The organism is Pacificimonas aurantium, assembly GCF_020092905.1.
In the GTDB taxonomy this organism is placed as follows: Bacteria; Pseudomonadota; Alphaproteobacteria; order Sphingomonadales; family Sphingomonadaceae; genus Pacificimonas; species Pacificimonas aurantium.
In genome coordinates, this window is the sequence record NZ_JAGSGB010000004.1 from 39,784 (window position 1) to 61,256 (window position 21,473).

Below are 21,473 nucleotides of genomic sequence, written 5' to 3' on the forward strand. Positions count from 1 at the left end.
ACCTGAGTTGCTAACCAATAGAGCTTTACCCGCCCCATCGCAATGAGCTAGTGCATTGGCTGAAAGCTCGTATAGGCCGCGATCAGACGCGATAATAAGAATATGACGCGCAAACTAATATGAGTCCGGGGGAGGCGATTAAAGTGGACATGTCCGTGACCAGGCCGAATGATCAGGCCGCCGAGCAGCCCCCGCCGCTGTCCCGCGGCACCAAGCTCGCCTACGGAGCGGGCGCCATCGCGAACGGCGTCAAGAATGTCGCTTTCGCCGCCTATCTGATGTTTTTCTACAATCAGGTGGTCGGAATCTCGGCGGCGATCGTGTCGGCTGCAATCGCGCTTACGCTGGTCATCGACGCCTTTTTCGATCCGATGCTCGGCCGCTGGACCGACATGACGAAAAGCAGGTGGGGACGCCGCCATCCCTTCATTTATGGCGCGGCCGCGCCGACCGCCCTTTTCTTCGCCATCGTCTGGTTTCCGCCTACCGGCATGACGGACGGGCAGACCGGGCTGTGGATCTTCGTGACTTCAATCCTGACGCGGGTATCGATCAGCAGCTTCGAAATCGCGACCCAGGCGATGATCCCAGAACTAACCGAGCGTTACACCGAGCGCACGAAGCTGTTTTCGCTGCGCTACTGGTTCCTCTACATCGGCCAGTACGGTTTCGCCGCCTTTTGCCTGCTTACCTTTTTCAAGGCGACCGAGGAGTTTCCGAAAGGTCAGTTGAACCCCGACAGCTATCTGGGATTTGCGCTGCTCGGCTCGGCCCTCATCTTCACGGCGATGATCGTTTGCGGTCTGGGCACGCACAACCGCATACCGTGGCTGCGGCAGCGCGACGAACGCGCCGCGCGCCCGACGGTACTCACGCACCTGAAGGAGATGGGCGCTGCCTTTCGCAACCGAGCTTTCCTGGCGATCTTCGCGTTTGGCGTCCTGAAATTCACTGCGATCGGCCTCTACAGCGCGACCGCTCTCTATTTTCAGACGTACCTGTTCGGCTTCGACGCTTCGCAGCTCGCGCTCCTCACGATCGATAGCGTGGTTGCCGCGACCATAGCTGCGCCGCTCGCCCCGCGTATGTCAGCCAAGCTTGGGAAACGTACGAGCGCGATGCTGTTCGCGGTCGTAGGCATCGTCGTCGGACTGCTGCCGCTTATCCTGTCCTATTTCGATTTGTTCTTCGTCGCCGGCGATGCGGAGCTGCTCCCGGTGATGTTCGTGATCGGGGCCGTCTATGGCGCGATGATCGCAATATCGCTGATCAATACCTCCTCAATGCTCGCGGACGTTGTTGAGGACAGTGCGGTTCGAACGCACCGTCACGACGCGGGCATCTTCTTCGCCGCCTCCAGCTTCATGCAGCAATGCTCCACGGCGCTTGGGATCATGGCAAACGGGATCATCCTGACCTGGGCGGCCTTTCCGGCGAAGGTGGGCCCGGACGACGTAACGGAACCGATGATCGATTCCTTGATCGCCCATTATGTGCCCACCTCGCTTGGCCTGTGGGTCGTGGGCTGCGCATTCCTGTTTTTCTATCCGATCACGCAGGCACGGCATGAACGAAACCTCGCCATCCTCGACGCCCGCCGCGCAGAAGCGAAGGCGCGCGAGGCGGACAACAACCCTACCGGGGCGCCCATGCGGTGATGCTTCGGAGCTTCGGTCAGCTGCTCGACATTCACAGCCTGGCGAAGGAGACCCCCGAGGCCGTAGTGCATGATCCCTGAAGAAGAAGTCAGTCCGTCACGAGCATTCAGCCGAAACTTCCGTGACGCGGCGGTCCATATCAAGGTCCAAACCCGCGGCCAGCGGGACCCTCCGGTGGACTTCAACTATCGGGACGAACCACGGAGTAAGCCGCAACTGGCAGGGAAACTCGTAGCGGCTGAGACGGGCCGACAGCGGACCGACTGCTTTTTTCGCACATCACGCTTTAGCGGACACTCTCATATGCTGAGCCGCGCGGCTGTTTCGCCTGCTTTAGATCGTCGGATACTTAATGTGCCGGAACCCAACGACTCAGGCGTACGCGGACAGTTCTGCGTGACCTTGCAGCGTACAAGCCTCTTTCAATGATCTGACTGAAGCGGTGAGCAGAAAAAGTTGCTGGCTGATCGGGGTGACCCGCTTCCCCGATAGATGGCCTTCTGCGGATAGGGACAAAGAGGCCTCTGAAGGCTGATCCCCGCGGGGTCCGCAGAATCGAACTTTGTCGAGATAACGTGGTTTGGCGCTATGCCGCCGGAAGCCCAGTCGATGAGGGCGGAGAAGAGGTCATACTTGGTACTGTCCACGGGCGGCTTTGGCGGGATACCTAGCGATGAATTGAATGAGTCCGGACCCGAACCGCCGCCGCAATGCATCATGCCTGGCGCCAGGAAGAGACGTGCGGTGTCCTGCGCGGTCCCCATCCCGCCAAGCTTCTCAGCCTGGCGCTCGTAGAACGCCACGCTTTGGCCGGGCGCGACGAGCGAGTCCGACAGGCCATGATAGATGATCAATTTCCCGCCGCGCGCCTGAAAGGCCTTCAGGCTGCCCCGCGTGGCATCGTTCACGGCCTCGTTGAGACCCGCGGTAACCTCCGGCATGTCCCGCTTGAAGTCGAAGCCCTGCCAATCCCATTCCGGGCTGAAGACCCACTTGAACAGGCTGCTGAACGGCGGCTCGCCGCTCTCCGAACTCTGCAGGAACGACCAGCCATATTGGCCAGGCGCTTCGCTTCCGGGCAGCCAACCGTAGTAAAGGGGCTCGCCGTCGTCCGTGGTGGGCCCAGAGTAGAAGGCCCGCGCAGTCGCGACCTCGGCCGGCGTCAGGCACTGGTCCGACACCGCGCCGGTGCATTCCAGTACTGCCGGATCGAATTCACAGCTTAACGGATCAGAGATGAAGGGATCGCCAGCCAGCCCGTGTCCCTGCGCCCAGCAGGTTGCGATGGCGGCGCGGTTCAATAGTTTTAGCTTGGCATCGGACAGACGGCTGCCGGGCGTTTCGTGCGCGGCGGCATAGTCCCACAGCACCGCGGCGTGACCCCAAATCCTGTCGATGACCGGCGCGCCGACTAAGATGCCGTCATAGTCCGCCGGATAGTAAAGCGCCTCGATCAGGCCCTGCTGTCCACCCGTCGAGCAGCCGGTATAGTAGGATTGGGTTTCCTCGCGGCCGTAAAATTCCCGCGTGATCGCCTTGCCGGTGACCGTCATGATGTGCGTCGAGAGGCGGCCCCAGTCCCGCCACTTCCGCGGATGGCCGATCAGCGCATCGCCATCGAGCGGCGTTGCCGGCGCGGTCCCCGTATCCGTCGTTGCCGCCGCGAAGCCCCGCCGCAGCCCCTCGGCCATTCCTGCATAGCCGCCGGCGAGCACGCCAGCGAAGCCGCCGTTGCCGTTACCGTGGAATACCCCGGTCCAGCCCTGGGCGGGAAGCCAGATTTCCACGCCGATGTCGGAGTCCGGATCGGACTGTACCCGCGCGACGACGCGGCAGAAGGGCGGCAGTCTGTCCTGCTGTCCGTGGAATGCGTTTCCCGTCGGCTGCTGCGCCACATATGCCGCGCTGACGATAGTCGTGTCGTCCAGCGCGAGCGACTGCAGCGCTTCGCACCGCGCCGCCGCTGCGGCCGGCGCAGCGGAAGGGGCCGGGCCGGCAGACACACCTTGTGCGGCCGCAAGTCCGGCGATCAGCACCAACGTTGAACCGAGCGACGTGAACCCGCTCATGTTTTTTCTCCGGAATCTACTCGCCGCCGTTTTCACTGGCCCAGGCTGCCGCGCTCATCGCGGCGGATCAGCCGCGCCAGGATCAGGAACAGCGCTGCCCCGATCAGGTACATCGGCGTAAGCGCGTAATAGGCCGCCTGCAGAGCGTGTGCGCCGTAGGCGGGACGGAAGAAATCGCTCGCCATCCCTACATATGTCGGCCCCAGCCCCAAGCCGATGAAGTTCATCACCAGCAGTAGCAATGCGCCGGAGATGACTCGACGCTCGGGGGCCACTTCGCCCTGAACGAAGGTCACCGTAGCCGACAGGAAAAACGAGTTCAGGAACATCGGCACGGTCAGGAACGCCAGGGCGACTTCCCAGCCGGGCGCCCAGATAAAGCCGATAAAAAAGGGCAGCGCGGCGATCAGTGAGACCGCTGGCACCGTGGCATAGGCGGCCCGGCTGCGGCGCGCGAAATGATCGACGATGCGGCCCGAGGCGTAGATGCCCGCACTCATGCCGACACCGACGACCAGCGCGTACCAGATGGCGACATCCTCCAGCGTCATGCCCTTCTCGCGCATCAGGAAGAGGACCGTGAAGTTGAGCAGGCCGTAGGTGATGAAGTTGCCGGCGCTGCTCGCCAGCGACGCCATCAGCAGCAGTGGGTTGCGGAAGAACTGTGCGATGGCGGTAAGGAAGCCTTCCGGGCCGGTTTCCGCCGTCGTCGGCGCGGGCAGAACATCCGTACCGCCCCGCTCCGGCTCGCGCACGATCAGATAGACCGCCAGCGCCGTGCCGACGCCAATGGCGCCGATGGCGTAGAAGGGAACGCGCCAGTTGAATGCGGCGGCCAGCGAGGCGCCGAAGGCGACGCCGAGCGCCGAGCCGAGAGCCGGTCCGAGATTGAAAATCGCCATTGCCGTCGTCCGCCGCTCGCGCGGGAAACTGTCGGAGATGATTGCATAGGACGGCGGCACACCGCCCGCTTCGCCGACGCCGACAAGCATGCGCGCGGCGACCAGTTGGCCATAGTTTCCGGCCATTCCGCACGCCGCGGTCGCGCCGCTCCAGATTGCGCACGCGGCCGACAGCACCTTCACGCGGTTCGTGCGGTCGGCCAGCCAACCGATCGGGATGGCGATGAAGCAGTAGAACAGCGCGAAATAGAACCCGGTAAGCAGTCCGAGTTCCCCGTCGCTGATCTGCAGCCCATCCTGAATCGGCTTTGCCAGAATGGAAATCAGCTGCCGGTCCAGAAAGTTAAGTACATAGACGAAGCACAGCATTCCCAGTGTGATGCGGGCGCCTGCAACGGGTGCAGGCGTTGCGCTGGTACCGGGTTCAGCGGCTTGATGTGACATAGCGATCGAGCGCCCCTTCCTCATAGTCGGCGCGCAGGCGGACCTTGTCGATTTTCCCTGTGGCAGCGAGCGGCATGCGGGGAAGGTGAACAACTTCATCGGGCAGCCACCAGTCGGCCACTCGTCCCCGGAGGGCATCGGTCCACACGCCGGGATCCGCACCCTCGCCTTGGCTAAGTTCCACTACCAGCACAGGGCGTTCGCCCCATTTGGGATGAGGTTTGCCGATTACGGCGACCTGACCGACGCGCGGGTCGCGGCCGATAATGGCCTCCATTTCGGCCGGGTTGATCCACTCACCGCCCGACTTGATCAGGTCCTTCGAGCGGCCGCAGATCGTTAAAGCGCCGGTGTCGTCCAGCATGGCAAGGTCGCCGGTGTCGAAATAGCCTTCTGCGTCGAGAGCGCTTTCGTCAGCGTTCAGGTAACGCTCTATGACAGAGTGGCCCTTTACCTTCAGGTGGCCGGTGACTCCGTGCTGTTCGCTCAGGGTTTCGCCGTCCGCATTCGTTAGCTTCAGATCTACGCCGACCGGTGGGCGCCCCGACGCGCGCTCGGCAGTGGCGGGAAGCTGCACCGAGTCCACCGTTCCAAGCGGCGACATTTCGGTCATGCCCCAAGTCGTCTGGACGCGTGCGCCGAGGCGTTTCTCCATGCGCCGGGTCAGCGAATCCGGGCATTTCGATCCGCCGATAACGACGCGTTCCAGGCTCGGGACGTCCTCGCCGGTTTCATCGAGATGGTCGAGCAGTGCGATCCACACCGTCTGCACGCCGCCGGCGATTGTGACCTCTTCGCTTTGGATCAGCGCGGCAAGGCTGGCGCCGTCCAGGTCGCGGCCCGGCAGCACCAGACTGGCGCCGACGGCGGGAGCGGAGAATGGAAAGCCCCAGGCGTTGGCGTGGAACATCGGAATGGCGACGAGGATCGTATCCTTCGCGGACAATGCGTAGGCGTCCGGCTGGATCGACATCATCGTGTGCAGATAGTTGGAGCGGTGGGTGAAGGCGACGCCCTTCGGCCGTCCCGTCGTGCCGGACGTAAAGCAAAGGCCGGCTTCGCTGTTTTCGTCGAAATCCCCCCACGGAACGGTCTGACCTTGGGCCTCGACGACCGCGTCGATGGGTTCGACAGGCACGTCGCACAGGCTTGCGATCGCCCTGTCGAATTCGCCGTCGAGCACCAGTACGCGCTCGATCGTCGGGCAGTCCGGCAACAATTCGGGCAGCATGGGCACCAGGTTCGCCGCGATGGCAAGCACGCGGTTCCCGGCCTGTGCAACCATGGCGCTAAGATGCGCGGACGTCAGCCGTGGATTGAGCGTATGGCACACCAGCCCCGCGTTCATGGTGCCATAGTAGAGTTCCAAGTGGTCCTGGGTATTCCACGCCAGCGTACCGACCCGGTCTCCGACCTTCAGCCCAAGCGCGAGCAGCGCCCCGGAGAGCCGGTTGCTTCGCGCGCGCAGTTCCGCGTAGCCGGTCCGGCGCACGACCGTTCCCTTCGACGCGGTCGCAACGGTGGCGGCTGGATGCCACTTCGCAGCATGATCGACGAACTTTTCCAAGGTGAGCGAGAATGTCTGCATGTTCCCGTAACTTATTAGGCTCTGCTCAATAGGGTCGGATTGGTCGGGGGTCGTGCGGAGGGGGCTGTGCGCCTGTCCCCCGCGAACCCCTTCCTCAGAAGCGCTTGCGTACACTGACCGCGACGTAGCGGCCGATTGCGTTATACGACCCGCCGATGCCCTCGGTCCCCGGGAAGAAAGGCGGGGTCGCGTCAAACAGGTCGTTCACCTGCAGTCCCAGCTCGGTGCCTTCCGCCACGCCGACATCGGGGAGCTGCACCGACAGGCGCAGGTCGACGGTCGTATAGGCATCCGCGTCATATTCGGCGGTCCCGGTGGGCGTGGCGTACTGATTGGTGACGCCGTCGCGGTAATTGACGAAGGCAACCGCATTTACCGGACCGGCCTGGGCGCCGAGCGTTCCGCGCACCGTTGCCTTCGGAATGCCCAGCTTCAGACTGTCGGAGACCGGCGCAGTCGGCGAGAGCTGGGTTTCGAAGTTCAGGATATAGTTGCCCGCTACCCCGGCATAGACTGCGCCGAAGCCGGTCGGCAGCTTATAGCTGACGTCGAAATCCAGGCCATTCGTCTTGCGGACACCGAAATTGCCTTGCCGGAAATCGAGCAGGTTGCCGATGGGCGGCAGCGCGCCCGGCACAAAGTTCACGGGCACGGCGAGCGACAGCAGGTCCGCAATCTGGGCATCCGTCGGATCGCGGTAGACGACGGAAGCGAACGTCGGATCGGTAAAGGCAATCGCCCCACCCGGCGTGCCGATCACATTGGTATAGCGGATGTCGTAGAAGGTGGCGCTCGCGTGAAAGTTCGGCAGGAAGTCCGGGTTCAGGTCGGCGCCGATGGAGAAGGTTTCCGCCTTCTCCGGCTGCAGGTCGCGATTGCCGCCAAGCAGGAATACCGTATCGACCTGCGCGTCGCCGCGCATTGGGTCGCGGTAGCTGCTGCCCGCGATTGCGGCCGCGTTGAAATAATAGGCGCCGACCGTCGCGCCCACATCGCGCAGGCCCGGCGCACGAAAGGAGCGGCCGTACGTACCGCGGAGGGTCACGCCGTGGACCGGGTCCCAGTTCACCCCGATCTTCGGGTTCGTGGTCGATCCGAAATCGCTGTAGTGATCGTAACGCCCCGACAGCGAGACATCGAGCGAACGCAGCAGCGGCTGCTCATTGCCCGCGCCGAAGATCGGAATGAACAGTTCGCCGTAGACGGATTCGATGTTGCGGGAGAGGTCTTCCGGCACCGGCGACCCGCCATAGATACCGCGCTGGCGGAATGTTTCGTGCCGATATTCCGCGCCCACCGCGATCTTCAACTCGCCGCCGGGCAGGTAAAGCAGCGGTCCGTCGACCTTGGCGGCCCCCAGATAGGTCTGCTGGCGAACGCTAAGGTCGCCGGCATAGTCCGTAATGGCCGCCGCAACCTCTGGCGACGTGCCGTTTCCGAAAGGATCCAGCGCCGTATCGGGCGTGGTGCTAAGCGCAGCCGCATCGAGCGCGGCCGGGTCGATGGCGGGCAGATAGCTGTCGTTATGCGCCTCGTCGAAGGTGCCATAGACGCTCAGCTTCAGGTCCCCGGCGATGAACGTGTCTACGCCTGCGGAGGAATTCAGCGCCCGAACGCCGAACCGGTTCACGATATGGTCCGCGCCGTAGAGATTGTCGGTACGGAACTGCACGAATTCCGTCGTCGCCCCAGTGCCCGGGGGCGTCTGGAAGTACGGGTTCGCGAAGCCGGGCAGGTTGTAGAGGATAACGCCCCCGGATGCCCCGGCGCCGGCAGGCGGTGGCTGCCGCACCTCGTCCTGCCGGTCGGAGTAAAGAGCCTCGCCCCACAGGATGACGCCCTCAGCAAGTTCCTGCTGCGCGGTCAAATAGCCGCTGTGGACACGTGATTTCGGCACAAGGTCGGCCACGGCGCCGTTGTCGCAGTAATTTTGCGTGTTCGGCGCGAGTTCAGGGGCGGCGTAGTAAACCGAATAGGCGGTCGTATCGACGAGCACGTTCGGCGATGGGCAGACGGTCGTGCGCGTATCGACGCCGCCATAGGGTCGGAAATCGACGACACGGTAGTCGCGGTCCGCGCCCACGATGTTGCCGTTTTCGGCATATTGGTAGGCCGCGACGACCGAACCGCTGCCCCAGTCATGGCCCGCAAGGACGCTGCCCGACGCGGTGTGATAATCGTCCGCCATTCCATAGCGGGCGGAGGCTTCGACGCCGGAGAAGCGCTTGCGCGTGATGAAGTTCACGACGCCGGCGACCGCGTCCGAGCCGTAGATCGCCGACGCGCCGTCCGCGACGATCTCCACACGCTCGATCGCCAGGTCAGGGATGAACGGAAAGTCCGGATTGGTCTGGTTGGTACCGCCGGCTACGAGGCGGTGACCGTTCATCAGTGGCAAGGTCGCACTTGCCGGCAGGCTGCGAAGCCCCGGCGCAAATGCACCCGCACCGCCATTGGCGGCCCGCGGTGCCGTGTTGAAGCTATTCAGCTGCGGAACGCTCGCCAGCAAGTCAGGCGTCGTGTTCGCGCCAATGGTGCGGATGTCCTCGCGCGATACGCTGATCAGGTTCGAGCCCGTCGGCGGAACGCCGCGGATGCTGGAACCGGTGATGACGATCACATCACCATCGGTACCGGCCTGCACGGGTTCAATCTCGGATTGCGGCACGGGGACTTCGGTTGTTTCGCCCGCTGTTTCGTCCGCGGTCTCGCCCGCGGATTGGGCCCAGGCCGCGCCGCTTCCGAAGAGCGCCACTGCGAACAGCGAAACGCCGGACAGCGCAAGACGCGACTTGCCATTCATGATGTTGGCCACAGCATTCCCTCCCAAGGTCACTTTTTTGTGCTCGGCCCGTGTTCGGGTACGGCATTTCGGGAGGGATGTCGGAGGGCGCGGCGTTTAGCTATGGCGCCGATGACGGACAGATTTAACGCGAATGACCAACTTGGGCGCGGTCGTTACGGGTCGCTGCGCTCGCTCACCAAGGTGGTCGCCGCTGCGATCTTTACCGGGTCGGACTTGTGGCGGCGGCGATATTCTGAGGGCGTCATCGCCGCCCATTCGGTGAAATTCCGGGTGAAGCTGCCGGGTTCGCCAAAGCCGACTTCATAGCCGATATTCGTGATCGGCATGTCGGTCGCCAGCAAGAGCGCGCCGGCCAGCTCACCGCGCAGCCGGGCACGGATGCGCTTGAACGATTCACCTTCGCCGGCAAGGTCGCGGCGCAGGCGGCGCGGCCGCGTCCGCAGGCGCCGGGCGACCGCGTCGATCGTGGGCAGCCACTCACCCCGTCGCTGCATCTCGATCAGCGCCTGCTCCGTCCTGTTGCGCCAGCTCTGCCCGCCACCCAGCGGCACAAACCAGTCGGGCTCGGCGGCATTATGCGCTTCATATTCCGCCAGCGATCCATTGACGACGCGCGCCTTCAGATCGTTGCGGTCGTACCAGAGCGCATCGAATTCGGCGTCATACTCGATTGGACAGCGAAACACCGCGAACCGGTCGAAGCCGTTCGCCTGCACCGGCCGCGATCCCCGGACGAAGATGCGTCGCAAGTTCAGCGGGCGTCCGATCAGCCAGCTGAACAGGTGAAAGATCCACAGGAAGCGCTGCCAGACGAAGATGTCGCGGTCGACGCCTTCGATAGTGTGATAGGCGCAGCGGTGCATGATTCCGCGGCCGTCGGTGTCGACAAGCTGGGGACCGATGTCTTCCGACAATGCCTGCGTAAAGCGGATGCTGACGCGCAGGGCCTCCCCGAACGTGCTGGAATGGAGATGCGCACGCGTACGCTCGGTATCGAGCGCCAGCCGGAATCGCTCAGGTAGGAACCCGATGAAGCTATCGTCGAGCGTCAGCTGGATTTGTTCGATCAGGCGGAACAGCGCCCGCCCGTCGATCGCGGCCTGCTCATTGCCGTGCACCCCAGGATCGATCCGCGCGCGCCTCAGGATTTCAGCAGGGTCATGACCCTTCAGCTCGGCTCCGCGCAGCAGCTTCTCAACAGCGAGCCCGTCGAGGCCCGCGGCGGGGGGCAACGCTGCTTGGCGGTCACTCTCAAAGGGTGCAGTGGATTTGGCACCCATCGAACGTCAGAGCCTTTCTACGAGGTTCGGCAGATAGCGTCTTCACGGTTCCTGCCATTCTGACTCACTTCATTCCCCCTCAATATGCAAGCTGCGGCAAATTCCTGAGCCGGACGCTGGCTCCGCCTCGCAAAGACGGCTCGGCATGTCCGCTCGCGGACGCTACTTCGGCAGCCTATACTGAGGTGCGTGCCGGCTCAAATTGGGCCGTTTGCTGTCCGTCTGCTATCAGTGCTTAGATTGAGTTAACCTGACGGCAAATGCAACTCGAGAAGCAATCGGGGTGCCCGAGGTGCGATGGTCTCGGCTCAGGCTCGCATCACCACAAACGTGTCACAGAGTTCGATTACAGGGACTTCCCAAGGATGCTCTCGTAAGATCAAGTCGATTGTATGAGTTACATCGGCGTGTGCCGCATCCCTTGGTATGTAGACCGTCAGAATAGCGGTCGGCGATACCGTTGGCGTTCCGTATTCTCCGAGGGTCGGTTGCGCATCAGGCTGGGGAGAGAATATTTCCAACCCCGGTGCCAGTTCCACAACGTATTTGTAGGATCTGAAATCTCCTAGAGGATTGTCAGCCCTTACGATATCGAGGATTCTGGAAAGGGAATTTTCCCCACCGACCGAAGAAACTTTCCCGGTAACAACAACGTCATCGCTTCTTCGCCGATTGGGCAATAGATTTTCAGCGCTTTGACCGCTCTGGTCGTATGATGTGTTTGCATGAAGCCCGCTCCGTTTGAATCTGATTTTCAGCGAGAAGCCACCTCATCGTGTTTCTCCGAACTGAGGTAAGTATCGGGACGACCGCAATCGACGGTTCCAGCCAAAGTGTCGATCGTCATCATGCGTCGCCTTCGTTGTCCGAGACGCTGTTCTTAGCATCCATTTCTTCGATCAGCGATCGAGCCTCGTCGCCTTCGGGGATCGGGCGGCCGCTGTCGCGCCATTCGATGGCGGATTTGAAGCCGTGGGTCTGCGCGTGCCGCCGGAACCAAAGTCCTTCCGGATTGTGGCGGGTGATGCCGTCGAACACGGTCGCCATGGTCTGCGACTGCTCGAGACCCATATTGAGCATGACCTGATTGACCACCAGCTTGTGCATGGCCAGATGCCCGAGGGGAACGCCGGCGATCCGGTTCGCAAGGTCAAGAGCGGCCTGTTCGAGTTCCTCAGCTGGAACCGCGACGTTCGCAAGACCCCAGTCCGCCGCTTGCCGTCCGGAAATAAGATCGCCGGTGAACATCATCTGCTTGGCCCGCATCGGACCCAGACGATAGGTCCACATCGCGGTCGTCGGGCAGCCCCATACGCGGGTCGGCATATAGCCTATCCTCGCATCCTCGGCCATGACCAGAAGGTCGCAGCACAGCGCGATATCGCTGCCGCCCGCCGCGGCGGCGCCGTGGACCTTCGCGATGGTCGGTTTGCGTGAGCGCCAGAGCGCCATGAAATTTTCCGTGTTGCGCTTCATATGCGCATAATCTTCCATCGGGTCCCAGGGGTCGCGCTCCTGCTGGCACGGATGGTCCTTGTCGCTCTCCGCATAGCCGACGAGGTCGTAGCCGCCGCAAAACCCTTTTCCCGCGCCTTCGACAATGATGGCATGGACCGTATCATCGCCCTCCGCCCACTCGACCGCCGCGCGTATTTCGCCCGGCATCTCGTCATTGATCGCGTTCAATCGCTCGGGACGGTTCAGCAGCAACCGGGCGATGCGCGGATTGGCGGCATCGTGCTCGATGCGAAGGGCCGAATAGTCTGGCATGGAAAACTCCTCTGTGGTCAGCCCTGACTATCGTCGTTTGCCGTTGACAGTCAACGCTGACCATAAGAAGATCATTGAATGGAAGTGGAACCTGCCGATCTCCGGACCGACGAAAAGCCGCGCGGCTTTTCGAAAAGACGCGAACAGCGCGAGGCGACGCGCGCCCGCATAGTCCATGCTGCGGTCGATGTGCTGATCGAACGCGGCGTTGCCGGGACGACCACCCTGGAGGTGCAGGCGCGGTCCGGAGTGGGGCGCGGCACATTGCTGCATCATTTCCCCACCCATGCCGATCTGCTGTCCGCCACGGTGGGCGGACTGGTTTCGCGCAACGAGGCGATCGTCAAGCATGAGGCCGCTGCCGCTACGCGAGCCGATTCGCTGACGAATGCGATCACCGTGCTGGCGAATGCGGCGTCCAGCCCGTCCTATCTCGCCGAGCTGGAACTTTGGACCGTCGCCCGCGCGGACCGACATCTCCACGCGGCCTTGCTGACGCAGGAACGTGCCGCGCGTTTCGAAAGCGATCGGGTCGTCGCTGCGCTGTTCGCTCCGTTGGCCGATCGTCCGGGATGCAAGGACGTAGCTGCGCTCACTCTCGAACTCGTGCGCGGAATGGCGCTTTCGGGCGTGCTGCGCCGCGATGCTACCCATCGCGACGATCTGTTGCGCGGCTGGATCGACGCGGCACGATTAATATTGGACCGCCCCGAGCAGGAGAATGCACCGTGACATCGGGCCTGACCTCATCCTACTATCCTGCCGATACGTCGCCTCCCCTGTGGGAGATGACCACCGGCGATGCGCTGCGCCGGGGAGCCGATCGCGCCGGTGATATGTGCGCGCTGGTCGAGGTCTCGCCAGACAATGCGTCCTCGCTGCCCGGTGCCGCCACCACGGATCGGCGCTGGACCTATCGCGAGCTCCTGGCCGATGCGGAAGCCTGCGCCCGATGGTTGCTGACCAAGTTCGCGCCCGACGATCACATTTGCTTATGGGCGCCCAATGTGCCGGAGTGGATCATCGTTCAATACGGTGCTGCCCTTGCCGGGCTGGTTCTCGTTACGGCGAACCCTTCGCTGCGGATCGAAGAGCTTGGCCACGTCATTGGGCATTCGAACGCGAAAGCGCTCATCCATGCCGCCGAATTTCGCGGCACCGATATGGATGCGATCGCCCGTGCAGCCGCTCCGGTGCTCGACCGGATCGATATTGAAGAGGTAACGAGCGCGATCGCACATTACCGATCCGGCGTGCCACTGCCCGGGGTTTCACCGCATGCACCGGCACAGATGCAGTTCACATCGGGCACGACCGGGCGCCCCAAGGGGGCGTTGCTGGCCCACCGGGCTCTCGTAACCAACGCCGCGTTTGTCGCAGCCCGGATCGGACAGAGCGGCGACACGGTGGTGACTCCCATGCCGCTCTTCCATACGGCGGGATCGGTGCTGAACGCCCTTGGGGCGGTCACCAGCCTGTCCACCCTGGTTCTGCCCGTGATGTTCGATCCGGTGCTGATGTTGAAAACCATTGAGCGCGAAAAGGCGACGGTGACCAGCGGCGTGCCGACGATGCTATCCGCAATGATCGCGGAGATCGACCGCGGGGATTACGATTTGTCCAGCCTACGTTTGCTTTATTCCGGCGGCGCTCCGGTCGCGCCGGAATTGTTGGCGCGCGTCGAACAGCGTTTCGGTTGCAAGATGATGTCGGTGTACGGACAGACCGAACTCAGTCCGATCGTTTGCGCTACGGGATACGATGATACGGTCGATGATCGCGCGGGCACAGCGGGACGACCGCTCCCGCAAGTGGAGATCCGGATCGTCCGGCCCAGTACCGAAGAGCCGCTTCCCTTGAACGAGCAGGGCGAAATTCAGGCCCGCGGCTATCAGACCATGATCGCTTATCACGATGAGGAAGCAGACACCACGCGCACTTTGCACGCCGATGGCTGGCTTCGCACTGGCGATCTCGGAGAAATGGACGCACGCGGTTATGTGCGGGTCACGGGCAGGCTGAGCGACATGATCATCCGCGGTGGAGAGAATATCTACCCTGCAGAAATTGAGGCCGCGTTGCTGCGCCATCCTTCCATCGCGGAAGCGGCGGTTTTCGGCGTGCAGCATCCCACATGGGGCGAAACGGTCGCCGCTTGTCTCAGGCTTGCCGACGGTGTCGCTCTGCCAACGCCAGACGCGCTGAAGGACCATTGCCGGTTGCTCCTGTCGCCTCAGAAGACTCCGGTGGATTGGTTCGTGGTTAAAGACTTTCCATTAACGGCATCGGGGAAGGTCCAAAAGTTTCGTCTCAGCGAACTAGCGCTTGAAGGCGGCTTAACTTCACTTTGAACTGCGCGCTCTCGATGCGATCCTCTGACGGCGTCCGAAATGTGTCTGCAGCAATCCCCTCAGCACAGAATGTCTGTATTCAAAGATACAAAGGTGGGACTGACCCGCCTAAATTGGAGCGCTGCCCTAATATCTGCGGTCGCCTAATCCATGGCAGCTTTCAGGTTGCGATGAGGATATCTGCTACGGTCGGAATTGGAGGCGCGTAGCGGACATTCAGCTCAGTGTCCCTATGTCCCCGATAATCCGTTCGAGATCGGCGGCCAGCGTCTCCAGCTTCGCAGTTCGCAGAGGCGTCGGTAGATCGGAGTGCTGCAGGTCCGGATGCGCGTCCTCAATCGCGCAGGGGGCAGCCAACAAGAACTTCTCTACCGTTTCGTCGGTGCCAGTGCTTTCGGGCGCCGTTCCCCGGATGACTGCTCTGAACGGACCGTAAGTCCAGCAGCGTCATTCTATCGAAACACCAGAAACCGACTGGACTTCGATCAGAGAAGGAGCGGTTGTGGTCCTGCTCGTTCGGCAAGACGTCCGCGAGCGGCTCGGCTGGAACCGGGCTTTTGGCGGTGAAGCGGGATGGTCTGTTTCGTAACCGGAGAAAGCCTTATGTCAGAGCAGCAAATCGATGATCTCCAGATGCCGCGTAAGGGCACGAAGACGGCGCGGCTGATCGAGCTACTCGAAAGGAAAATTGGCGCCTCGATCGCCGAACTAGCCAAGTCTACGAACTGGCAGTCCCATACCGTCCGCGCTGCTCTTACCGATCTCAGGAAGCGCGGCTATCTTGTTGCCCGCGAAAAGACTGATGGCGAGAGCCGGTACCGGATTGAACGCTGATGTCGGCGAACGTCCATCGTGTCACCGAGCTGGTCCGAAGCTTGGAGACGGCAGGACTCCAGGAGCTTCGGGCGGAATGGAAGCAACGCTACGGCAAACCGCCGAAGCTCCGGTCAGTGGAGCTACTGAGACGACTCCTCGCCTGGCGCATCCAGACGGATGCCTTCGGCGGCTTCGATGCTGATACCAAGCGGAAGCTTGCCAGTACGAAACCGGCGAACATCAGACCGTCTGCGGCACCCGGAATGAGGCTCGCCCGCGAATGGAAAGGTCGACGGTACGAGGTAACGGTTACTGACGACGGTCCGATCTTCGAAGGTGAACGATACTCCAGCCTCTCAGCCGTAGCCCGTGCGATTACCGGTACCCGCTGGAATGGTCAGCGCTTCTTCGGACTTCGCGAGCAGAACGTCAGATGACGCCAAAGAAGATCCGCTGCGCCGTTTACACGCGCAAGTCGACCGAAGAAGGCCTCGAACAGGACTTCAACACGCTCGACGCACAGCGCTCGGCCTGCGAAGCCTACATAAAGAGCCAGGCCGGCGAGGGATGGACGCTTGTGCCGGAGCGCTTCGAAGATGGCGGCTTTTCGGGCGGAGACATGGACCGCCCTGCCCTTGGGGCACTACTCAAGGAAATCGACCGCGGACGGATCGACGTCGTGGTGGTTTACAAAGTCGACAGGCTGACGCGTTCGCTGACGGACTTCGCCAAGATCGTCGATGTTCTCGACGGAGCGAACGCCTCGTTTGTGAGCGTGACGCAGGCGTTCAACACCACGACCAGCATGGGCCGCCTGACGCTGAACGTGCTGCTCTCTTTCGCTCAGTTCGAGCGCGAGGTGACCGGCGAGAGGATCCGGGACAAGATCGCTGCTTCGAAAGCAAGAGGCATGTGGATGGGTGGCAATCCTCCCCTCGGCTATGACGCCAACGAACGGCAACTGGTCGTGAACGACGGGGAAGCGGCGCAGGTGCGAGCGCTCTTCGACGCTTATCTACGGCTCGGCGGCGTACCTTCGGTTGCCCGCTGGGCCGAAGCAGAGGGACTTAGATCCAAGCGGAGAGTATCAGCGAAGGGCGGGGTTCGCGGCGGCAAGGTCATGAAGCCCGGCCAGATCTATCACATCCTCGAAAACCGTATCTATGTCGGTGAGATCGAACACCGCAGCCAAATATACAAAGGCAATCATCGGGCAATCGTCAGCCGCCATATCTTCGAGGATGTGCAGAAGCGCATCGAAGCCGCTCGCCAGGCGCCCCGCACCAAGCTGACACGCGCAGCGAAATGCCCGCTGGCCGGCAAAGTGTTCGATGCTGCAGGAGCGGAAATGGCGGCGAGCTTCAGCTACGGACGAGGCCGCAAGATATACCGATACTATGTTTCCCGGTCGCAGCTGCCTTACGGTTTCACGAACCAGGACGGACAGCAGCGCATCAGCGCGGAACGGCTTGAGCGCTCGATAGCAGCAGAAATTCGCAGAATCTGCGGAAAGGATGCAGGCTTCGAACAGGTCGTCCGCGTTGAGCTCACATCCTCGGAAATCCTCGTCGAACTGGAACGCGCAGATGGCAGTTCAGTCAAGTCACGAGTGGACCCGGGTCCGCTGCGCCGCGGCAGAACGATTGGCTGCGATCTCCCGGTGGACGACATTGAACGGAAGCAGGCCATGGCCGAACTCCTGACCACAGCCCACCGGCGCATGGAGACGATGGGGGCCTCGCCGCTGTCGTCGGACCTTCATGCGAACGCCATCGCACCTACCAATGAGTGGACGCGCAGCCGCATGGCGATACCGTTTCTCGCGCCGGACATTCAGAAAGCGATTCTTCGTGGGGACGTCCCCGCCGCGCTATCGGTTTCCAGCTTGCTGGATCGTACGCTTCCCCTCGCTTGGGAAGATCAGCGGCAGCGGCTGGGTTTCGCATGAACCACACGGCCGCGACGATGCACCGAGGATCGGTCTCGATTTCGCATAACAGGAACCCATTCTCCCTGATACGCCCGAAAAATCCCTGTTATGGACGTGTAAGTCCCCTGTTATCGCCGATAACAGGAAAGTGGGCTTCGGCCTCTACAATAAGTTGAAATCACGAAAATATTATCGGCCAAGCCTACCCCGGACCGACTTGATCTGCCTGATTTTCTTCCCCATTTCTAAAAAATTCCCTGTTCCTGCCAAAAGCGGGCCGCCGCACGCGAAACCGTCGCTGCACTTTCGGCCCCAGAGACTATGGGGAAAATGGCCTAAAATCGGCCCTCTATTGAGGCCCATTGGCGCGGGATCAGTGACAGTTTGCGCGGCTCAACCCCGCGGAACCCCGCCCCCTTGGCGTATGATCCCAAGGCGGAGACTAGTTCCCAGAAAGGTGTGGAGGCCCGAGCCGGAATCGAACCGGCGTACAAGGATTTGCAGTCCTCTGCGTAACCACTCCGCCATCGGGCCTCATGCGCGGTTTTGCGCGGGTTGCGCCCCCTACCCTTCTCTGAGTTCGCAGTCAAATCCTTCGCGGTTCGCACTGTTCACCTCTTGTTCTGGTTGGGAATGCGACTCATCGCGGCCTCGCTGCTGCGTCGCTGAGCCATGTATTTGAGCGCCATCTGATAGGCGCGGTGACCGAGGACGGACGTGCATTCGACGACCGTACAGCCGGCTGCCTCGAGCCGACCGGCAGCGGCATAACGAAGCCCGTGCATCGACCGGTCGGGCATGTCCGGGATAGTCGTCGACACCGCCGCCGCCGCGCGCGAGTTGGTGGGCAAATCGAATTTGGTTTTTCTAGTTCGCGGCGAGGCGGCCCGCGCGCCGGGCCAACTCGGGGACGCGGGCCCGACCCTCGTGCCGCTTGGGCGGCAACAGGCCGTCAAGAAGGGCACGCTACTCGAACGCCCGAGCAGCTTCGCCATGGCGAACGTGCTGACGAAGATGAATCAGCCCCGGGCCCGCGCCGAGGCGCTTGCAAGAGGCTGCGGTCGCAGCCTCACCGCGCTTGCCCGGCAAATACCCGGCGGCACCTCCGAAGTGCCGGAATGGGTCGAGCATGCGCAACTGTTGCTTCCCGCTATCCTTGCCGGCGGCTGGGACAGCACCAACCCGCTCGACCAAGCGGCGGTGACCGCGCTTGCCAGCACCAGTAGCTATACCGAGTATGAAAGCAAAATTCGTAGCTTCGTCGAGGGGGCTGACCCGGCGCTAGATCGCGAGGGCACAGTCTACAAGGTCCGAGCGCCAATGGACGCGTTTGTCCATGCGGGCCGCCACATAGGTCGCGAACATCTTGCACTTCTCCGGCCCGTGCTCGAAAAGGTGTTCAGCGCTCTTGATCCCGACCCCGACGAATTTTTCCGCTTCGGCGCGGAGCGGGCGCCGCAATACAGCGACTGGCTGCGCGATGGACTTGCCAACACGCTGCTCCTGATCGCGATTTGGCAGGACACCGCGCGGCTCGACCTGACTGCTGGCGAGGGGCAGGCGTTCGCCGACAAAATCATTGGCGAGCTTCCGGGTTTGAAAACCAATGCACGGCTCCTCACTAGTCTCAAGAACGAACTGCCAATGCTGGCGGAGGCAGCTCCAGATGTTTTTCTCTCGACCCTCGAGCAGATGCTCGAGGGCGAGGGAGCAGCGATCCGTCCGATCTTCGATGAAAAGGAGGGTCCGGCCTTTCCGACCTCGGGCCATACCGGCGTGCTATGGGCGTTGGAGACGCTTGCTTGGGATCCGCGCCGACTGCGGCGCGTCGCAATGATCCTGACGCGCCTTGCCGAGATCGACCGCGGTGGCAGGCTGGCCAACCGACCCGATGCGAGCCTAGCCGAAATCTTCCTGCCCTGGCATCCAGGGACCCACGCACCGGCAGATTTCCGACTCGCAGTCATCGACGACATAGTAGCGGCGCATCCGAAAGTCGGATGGACACTACTGCGCCGGCTACTGCCCGACGAGATACAAACCGCCAGTGGCACGGCGCGCCCGCGCTTGCGCGAGGCCGACGGCCCAGCACCGCAGCTCACCCATCGTGATCTCGCCGTTACCTATGACGCGCTGATCTCCCGGGCGATAGCGGCGGCAACGGGGAATCCGGCGCGGATGCAGGAATTGCTCCGCCCGATGATGCGCTTCGCGCCGCAACAGCGGGCGGCCGCGCTTGTGACGCTGGATGAGACGCTAAAGAGCGCAGCGGCTGAGCCCCGAGAGCAACTCTGGACCGAACTGCGCAGCACTTTGCGGCATCACGAGCGCTTTCCCGATACCGAATGGTCGCTTCCATCCGAGGAGCTTGCAAAGGTCCGGCGGCTTGTCGATAGCTATGCGCCCGCCGATCCGGTGGTGTCGATCGCGGAGCTGTTCGACTTCACTGCGCTAGAGCGCGACGATCCTGCCGCAGCCGCCGAGCGCGCGCGCGTCGTCGAGAAATTGTATCTTGAACAAGGTGCCGAAGCAGTGCTCGCGCTCGAACGTTCTGCGCGGATCTCGCATCTCGTGATGCGTGCCATCGAGGATAGCGCACTCGATACCGCACAGGTAGAGACTCTGCTTAGGACGAGCTTCGCCGCAGAGCCGGGCGGCTCGCTGACAACCGCTCTCGCTTCGATACACCGCCGCAGCGCGGGCGAGGCCGCAGCGCTGGTGCTGATCCAAGAGCTTCATAGCACGTCCGGGGATGACGACGCCACTGCAGCGTTGCTCTTTGGTTGGCCCTACGAGAAAGCGACCTGCCAGGCACTGCGCGCCCTCGGGAAAGGCGTGGAGAACAGCTATTGGCTCCATGTGAAGCCCTTTCGGATCGAAGGAACGCCGGATCTGCTGGTCGACCGCGTGACGCAACTGCTCAAATACGGACGGGCGGTCGCCGGCCTCGAATCCGCCCTCAACCGGTTAAGCGACGTTCCGACCGATCTTCTGTTCCGTCTGCTTGACGCGATCGTCGCTGAAATCAACAGCGGAAGCCCTCAAAGCATGGCCGCAGGTATGCTCGACTATGATCTCGAACAAGCTTTCAAGGAGCTAGACACCCGCGATGCCGACGCTCTTGAAATCGGCAAGCGGGAATATGCGCTGCTGCCGCTGCTCGAACGTCAGGAACGACCGCTTCGCTTGCACAACCTGATGCTAACCGATCCAGATATGTTCCACAGCATCGTCCGCGATGTCTATCGCGGGGACAATGATCCGCCGCCCGAAGAAGTCCCACCCGAGCCGGCCACACGGGGGCGCTGGCGCCAGGGATATCAGTTGCTCTCAAGTCTTAATCAGGCCCCCGGTTTCCTGTCGGATACTCCCGATCAACTCGCGCTGACGGCGTGGATCGACGGGGTCCGGGCGCTTGGGCGCGAACATGATCGCTCCCAAGTCACCGATGTGGTGATCGGCCAGGTTCTAGCGCATGCTCCTCCGGACGACGTTGACGCAGCATGGCCGCACCGTTTCGTGCGCGACGAGATCGAACGTGCAGGGAGCGATGAACTCGAACGCGGCATCCAAACGGAACGCTTCAATATGCGCGGCGTCACAGTGCGCGGCATGTATGACGGCGGCGATCAGGAGCGCGTGCTGGTCGAAGAGTATCGGAGGTATGCTTCCGCGGCTGATCGCTATCCACGGACCACAAGTATGCTAAATCGTATAGCGGACGATTGGAAAGAACAGGCCGAACGGGAGGACTTGAGCGCGCGGCAACGCCGTCTGCGAGACTAGTGGCTATTACGCTCGTTGAGCAGACACATCATTTGAGCTTGTCCAATCCCCGAGTTCCCGGCACACGAGCAGC

At 62.3% G+C, this 21,473-nt stretch carries 14 protein-coding genes and 1 tRNA gene; 7 read left to right on the top strand and 8 right to left on the bottom strand.

Translation table 11 applies throughout. From position 1 onward, the window contains the following. The first annotated feature begins 155 nt into the window (after positions 1-155). Positions 156-1,658 (top strand): MFS transporter, encoded by a 1,503-nt coding sequence (locus KCN53_RS14540; RefSeq protein WP_224199772.1) that lies wholly within the window; start codon positions 156-158, stop codon positions 1,656-1,658. 422 nt (positions 1,659-2,080) lie between these two features. On the opposite strand, the gene KCN53_RS14545 is transcribed toward KCN53_RS14540, so the two are convergent. The 6 genes from KCN53_RS14545 to KCN53_RS14570 all read right to left on the bottom strand — a co-directional run bounded on the left by KCN53_RS14545 (position 2,081) and on the right by KCN53_RS14570 (position 12,517). Beyond that, positions 2,081-3,727, bottom strand: a complete 1,647-nt coding sequence (locus KCN53_RS14545) for a tannase/feruloyl esterase family alpha/beta hydrolase (RefSeq protein ID WP_088713071.1) — start codon at positions 3,725-3,727, stop codon at positions 2,081-2,083. 32 nt (positions 3,728-3,759) lie between these two features. After that, positions 3,760-5,073: a spinster family MFS transporter gene (locus tag KCN53_RS14550; protein ID WP_088713072.1), complete on the bottom strand. Its 1,314-nt coding sequence runs from the start codon at positions 5,071-5,073 to the stop codon at positions 3,760-3,762. Continuing rightward, positions 5,054-6,661, bottom strand: a complete 1,608-nt coding sequence (locus tag KCN53_RS14555; RefSeq protein ID WP_088713073.1) for an AMP-binding protein — start codon at positions 6,659-6,661, stop codon at positions 5,054-5,056. The genes KCN53_RS14550 and KCN53_RS14555 overlap by 20 nt, the downstream gene beginning before the upstream one ends. 94 nt (positions 6,662-6,755) lie before the next feature. Continuing rightward, positions 6,756-9,476, bottom strand: a complete 2,721-nt coding sequence (locus KCN53_RS14560; RefSeq protein WP_088713074.1) for a TonB-dependent receptor domain-containing protein — start codon at positions 9,474-9,476, stop codon at positions 6,756-6,758. A 143-nt stretch (positions 9,477-9,619) separates the two neighbouring features. Then, entirely contained in the window at positions 9,620-10,747 is a 1,128-nt protein-coding gene (locus tag KCN53_RS14565) for an AraC family transcriptional regulator (RefSeq protein WP_088713075.1), read from the bottom strand. An 846-nt stretch (positions 10,748-11,593) separates the two neighbouring features. After that, complete coding sequence (locus KCN53_RS14570) at positions 11,594-12,517, bottom strand: crotonase/enoyl-CoA hydratase family protein (RefSeq protein ID WP_088713076.1); 924 nt, start codon at positions 12,515-12,517, stop codon at positions 11,594-11,596. A gap of 78 nt (positions 12,518-12,595) precedes the next feature. Here KCN53_RS14570 and KCN53_RS14575 point away from each other — a divergent pair, with 78 nt between their 5' ends. The 5 genes from KCN53_RS14575 to KCN53_RS14595 all read left to right on the top strand — a co-directional run bounded on the left by KCN53_RS14575 (position 12,596) and on the right by KCN53_RS14595 (position 17,632). Then, positions 12,596-13,249, top strand: coding sequence for a TetR/AcrR family transcriptional regulator (locus tag KCN53_RS14575; RefSeq protein WP_088713077.1), 654 nt, complete (start codon positions 12,596-12,598; stop codon positions 13,247-13,249). A 56-nt stretch (positions 13,250-13,305) separates the two neighbouring features. Beyond that, positions 13,306-14,868, top strand: a complete 1,563-nt coding sequence (locus KCN53_RS14580) for an AMP-binding protein (RefSeq protein WP_088713496.1) — start codon at positions 13,306-13,308, stop codon at positions 14,866-14,868. A 603-nt stretch (positions 14,869-15,471) separates the two neighbouring features. Then, positions 15,472-15,702, top strand: a complete 231-nt coding sequence (locus KCN53_RS14585) for a DUF3489 domain-containing protein (protein ID WP_172406277.1) — start codon at positions 15,472-15,474, stop codon at positions 15,700-15,702. Then, complete coding sequence (locus tag KCN53_RS14590) at positions 15,702-16,121, top strand: DUF2924 domain-containing protein (RefSeq protein ID WP_088713079.1); 420 nt, start codon at positions 15,702-15,704, stop codon at positions 16,119-16,121. The genes KCN53_RS14585 and KCN53_RS14590 overlap by 1 nt, the downstream gene beginning before the upstream one ends. Beyond that, positions 16,118-17,632 carry a recombinase family protein gene (locus KCN53_RS14595; protein WP_088713080.1) on the top strand — a complete coding sequence of 505 codons (1,515 nt, stop codon included), beginning with the start codon at positions 16,118-16,120 and terminating at the stop codon, positions 17,630-17,632. The genes KCN53_RS14590 and KCN53_RS14595 overlap by 4 nt, the downstream gene beginning before the upstream one ends. Before the next feature lie 442 nt (positions 17,633-18,074). Here KCN53_RS14595 and KCN53_RS14600 read toward each other — a convergent pair. Both KCN53_RS14600 and KCN53_RS14605 read right to left on the bottom strand, forming a co-directional pair. Beyond that, positions 18,075-18,148, bottom strand: a tRNA-Cys gene (locus tag KCN53_RS14600). Positions 18,149-18,225: 77 nt separating this feature from the next. Then, positions 18,226-18,435, bottom strand: coding sequence for a hypothetical protein (locus KCN53_RS14605; protein WP_143712250.1), 210 nt, complete (start codon positions 18,433-18,435; stop codon positions 18,226-18,228). On the opposite strand from KCN53_RS14605, the gene KCN53_RS14610 reads away from it, so the two are divergent. Further along, positions 18,413-21,400 carry a hypothetical protein gene (locus KCN53_RS14610; protein WP_088713082.1) on the top strand — a complete coding sequence of 996 codons (2,988 nt, stop codon included), beginning with the start codon at positions 18,413-18,415 and terminating at the stop codon, positions 21,398-21,400. The genes KCN53_RS14605 and KCN53_RS14610 overlap by 23 nt on opposite strands. Positions 21,401-21,473 lie beyond the last annotated feature (73 nt).

Coding starts and splice junctions, on each gene's coding strand:
- KCN53_RS14545 (WP_088713071.1), bottom strand. CDS start 3,727: ATGAGCGGGTTCACGTCGCTCGGTTCAACGTTGGTGCTGATCGCCGGA.
- KCN53_RS14550 (WP_088713072.1), bottom strand. CDS start 5,073: ATGTCACATCAAGCCGCTGAACCCGGTACCAGCGCAACGCCTGCACCC.
- KCN53_RS14555 (WP_088713073.1), bottom strand. CDS start 6,661: ATGCAGACATTCTCGCTCACCTTGGAAAAGTTCGTCGATCATGCTGCG.
- KCN53_RS14565 (WP_088713075.1), bottom strand. CDS start 10,747: ATGGGTGCCAAATCCACTGCACCCTTTGAGAGTGACCGCCAAGCAGCG.
- KCN53_RS14570 (WP_088713076.1), bottom strand. CDS start 12,517: ATGCCAGACTATTCGGCCCTTCGCATCGAGCACGATGCCGCCAATCCG.
- KCN53_RS14575 (WP_088713077.1), top strand. CDS start 12,596: ATGGAAGTGGAACCTGCCGATCTCCGGACCGACGAAAAGCCGCGCGGC.
- KCN53_RS14580 (WP_088713496.1), top strand. CDS start 13,306: ATGACCACCGGCGATGCGCTGCGCCGGGGAGCCGATCGCGCCGGTGAT.
- KCN53_RS14585 (WP_172406277.1), top strand. CDS start 15,472: ATGTCAGAGCAGCAAATCGATGATCTCCAGATGCCGCGTAAGGGCACG.
- KCN53_RS14590 (WP_088713079.1), top strand. CDS start 15,702: ATGTCGGCGAACGTCCATCGTGTCACCGAGCTGGTCCGAAGCTTGGAG.
- KCN53_RS14595 (WP_088713080.1), top strand. CDS start 16,118: ATGACGCCAAAGAAGATCCGCTGCGCCGTTTACACGCGCAAGTCGACC.
- KCN53_RS14610 (WP_088713082.1), top strand. CDS start 18,413: ATGTCCGGGATAGTCGTCGACACCGCCGCCGCCGCGCGCGAGTTGGTG.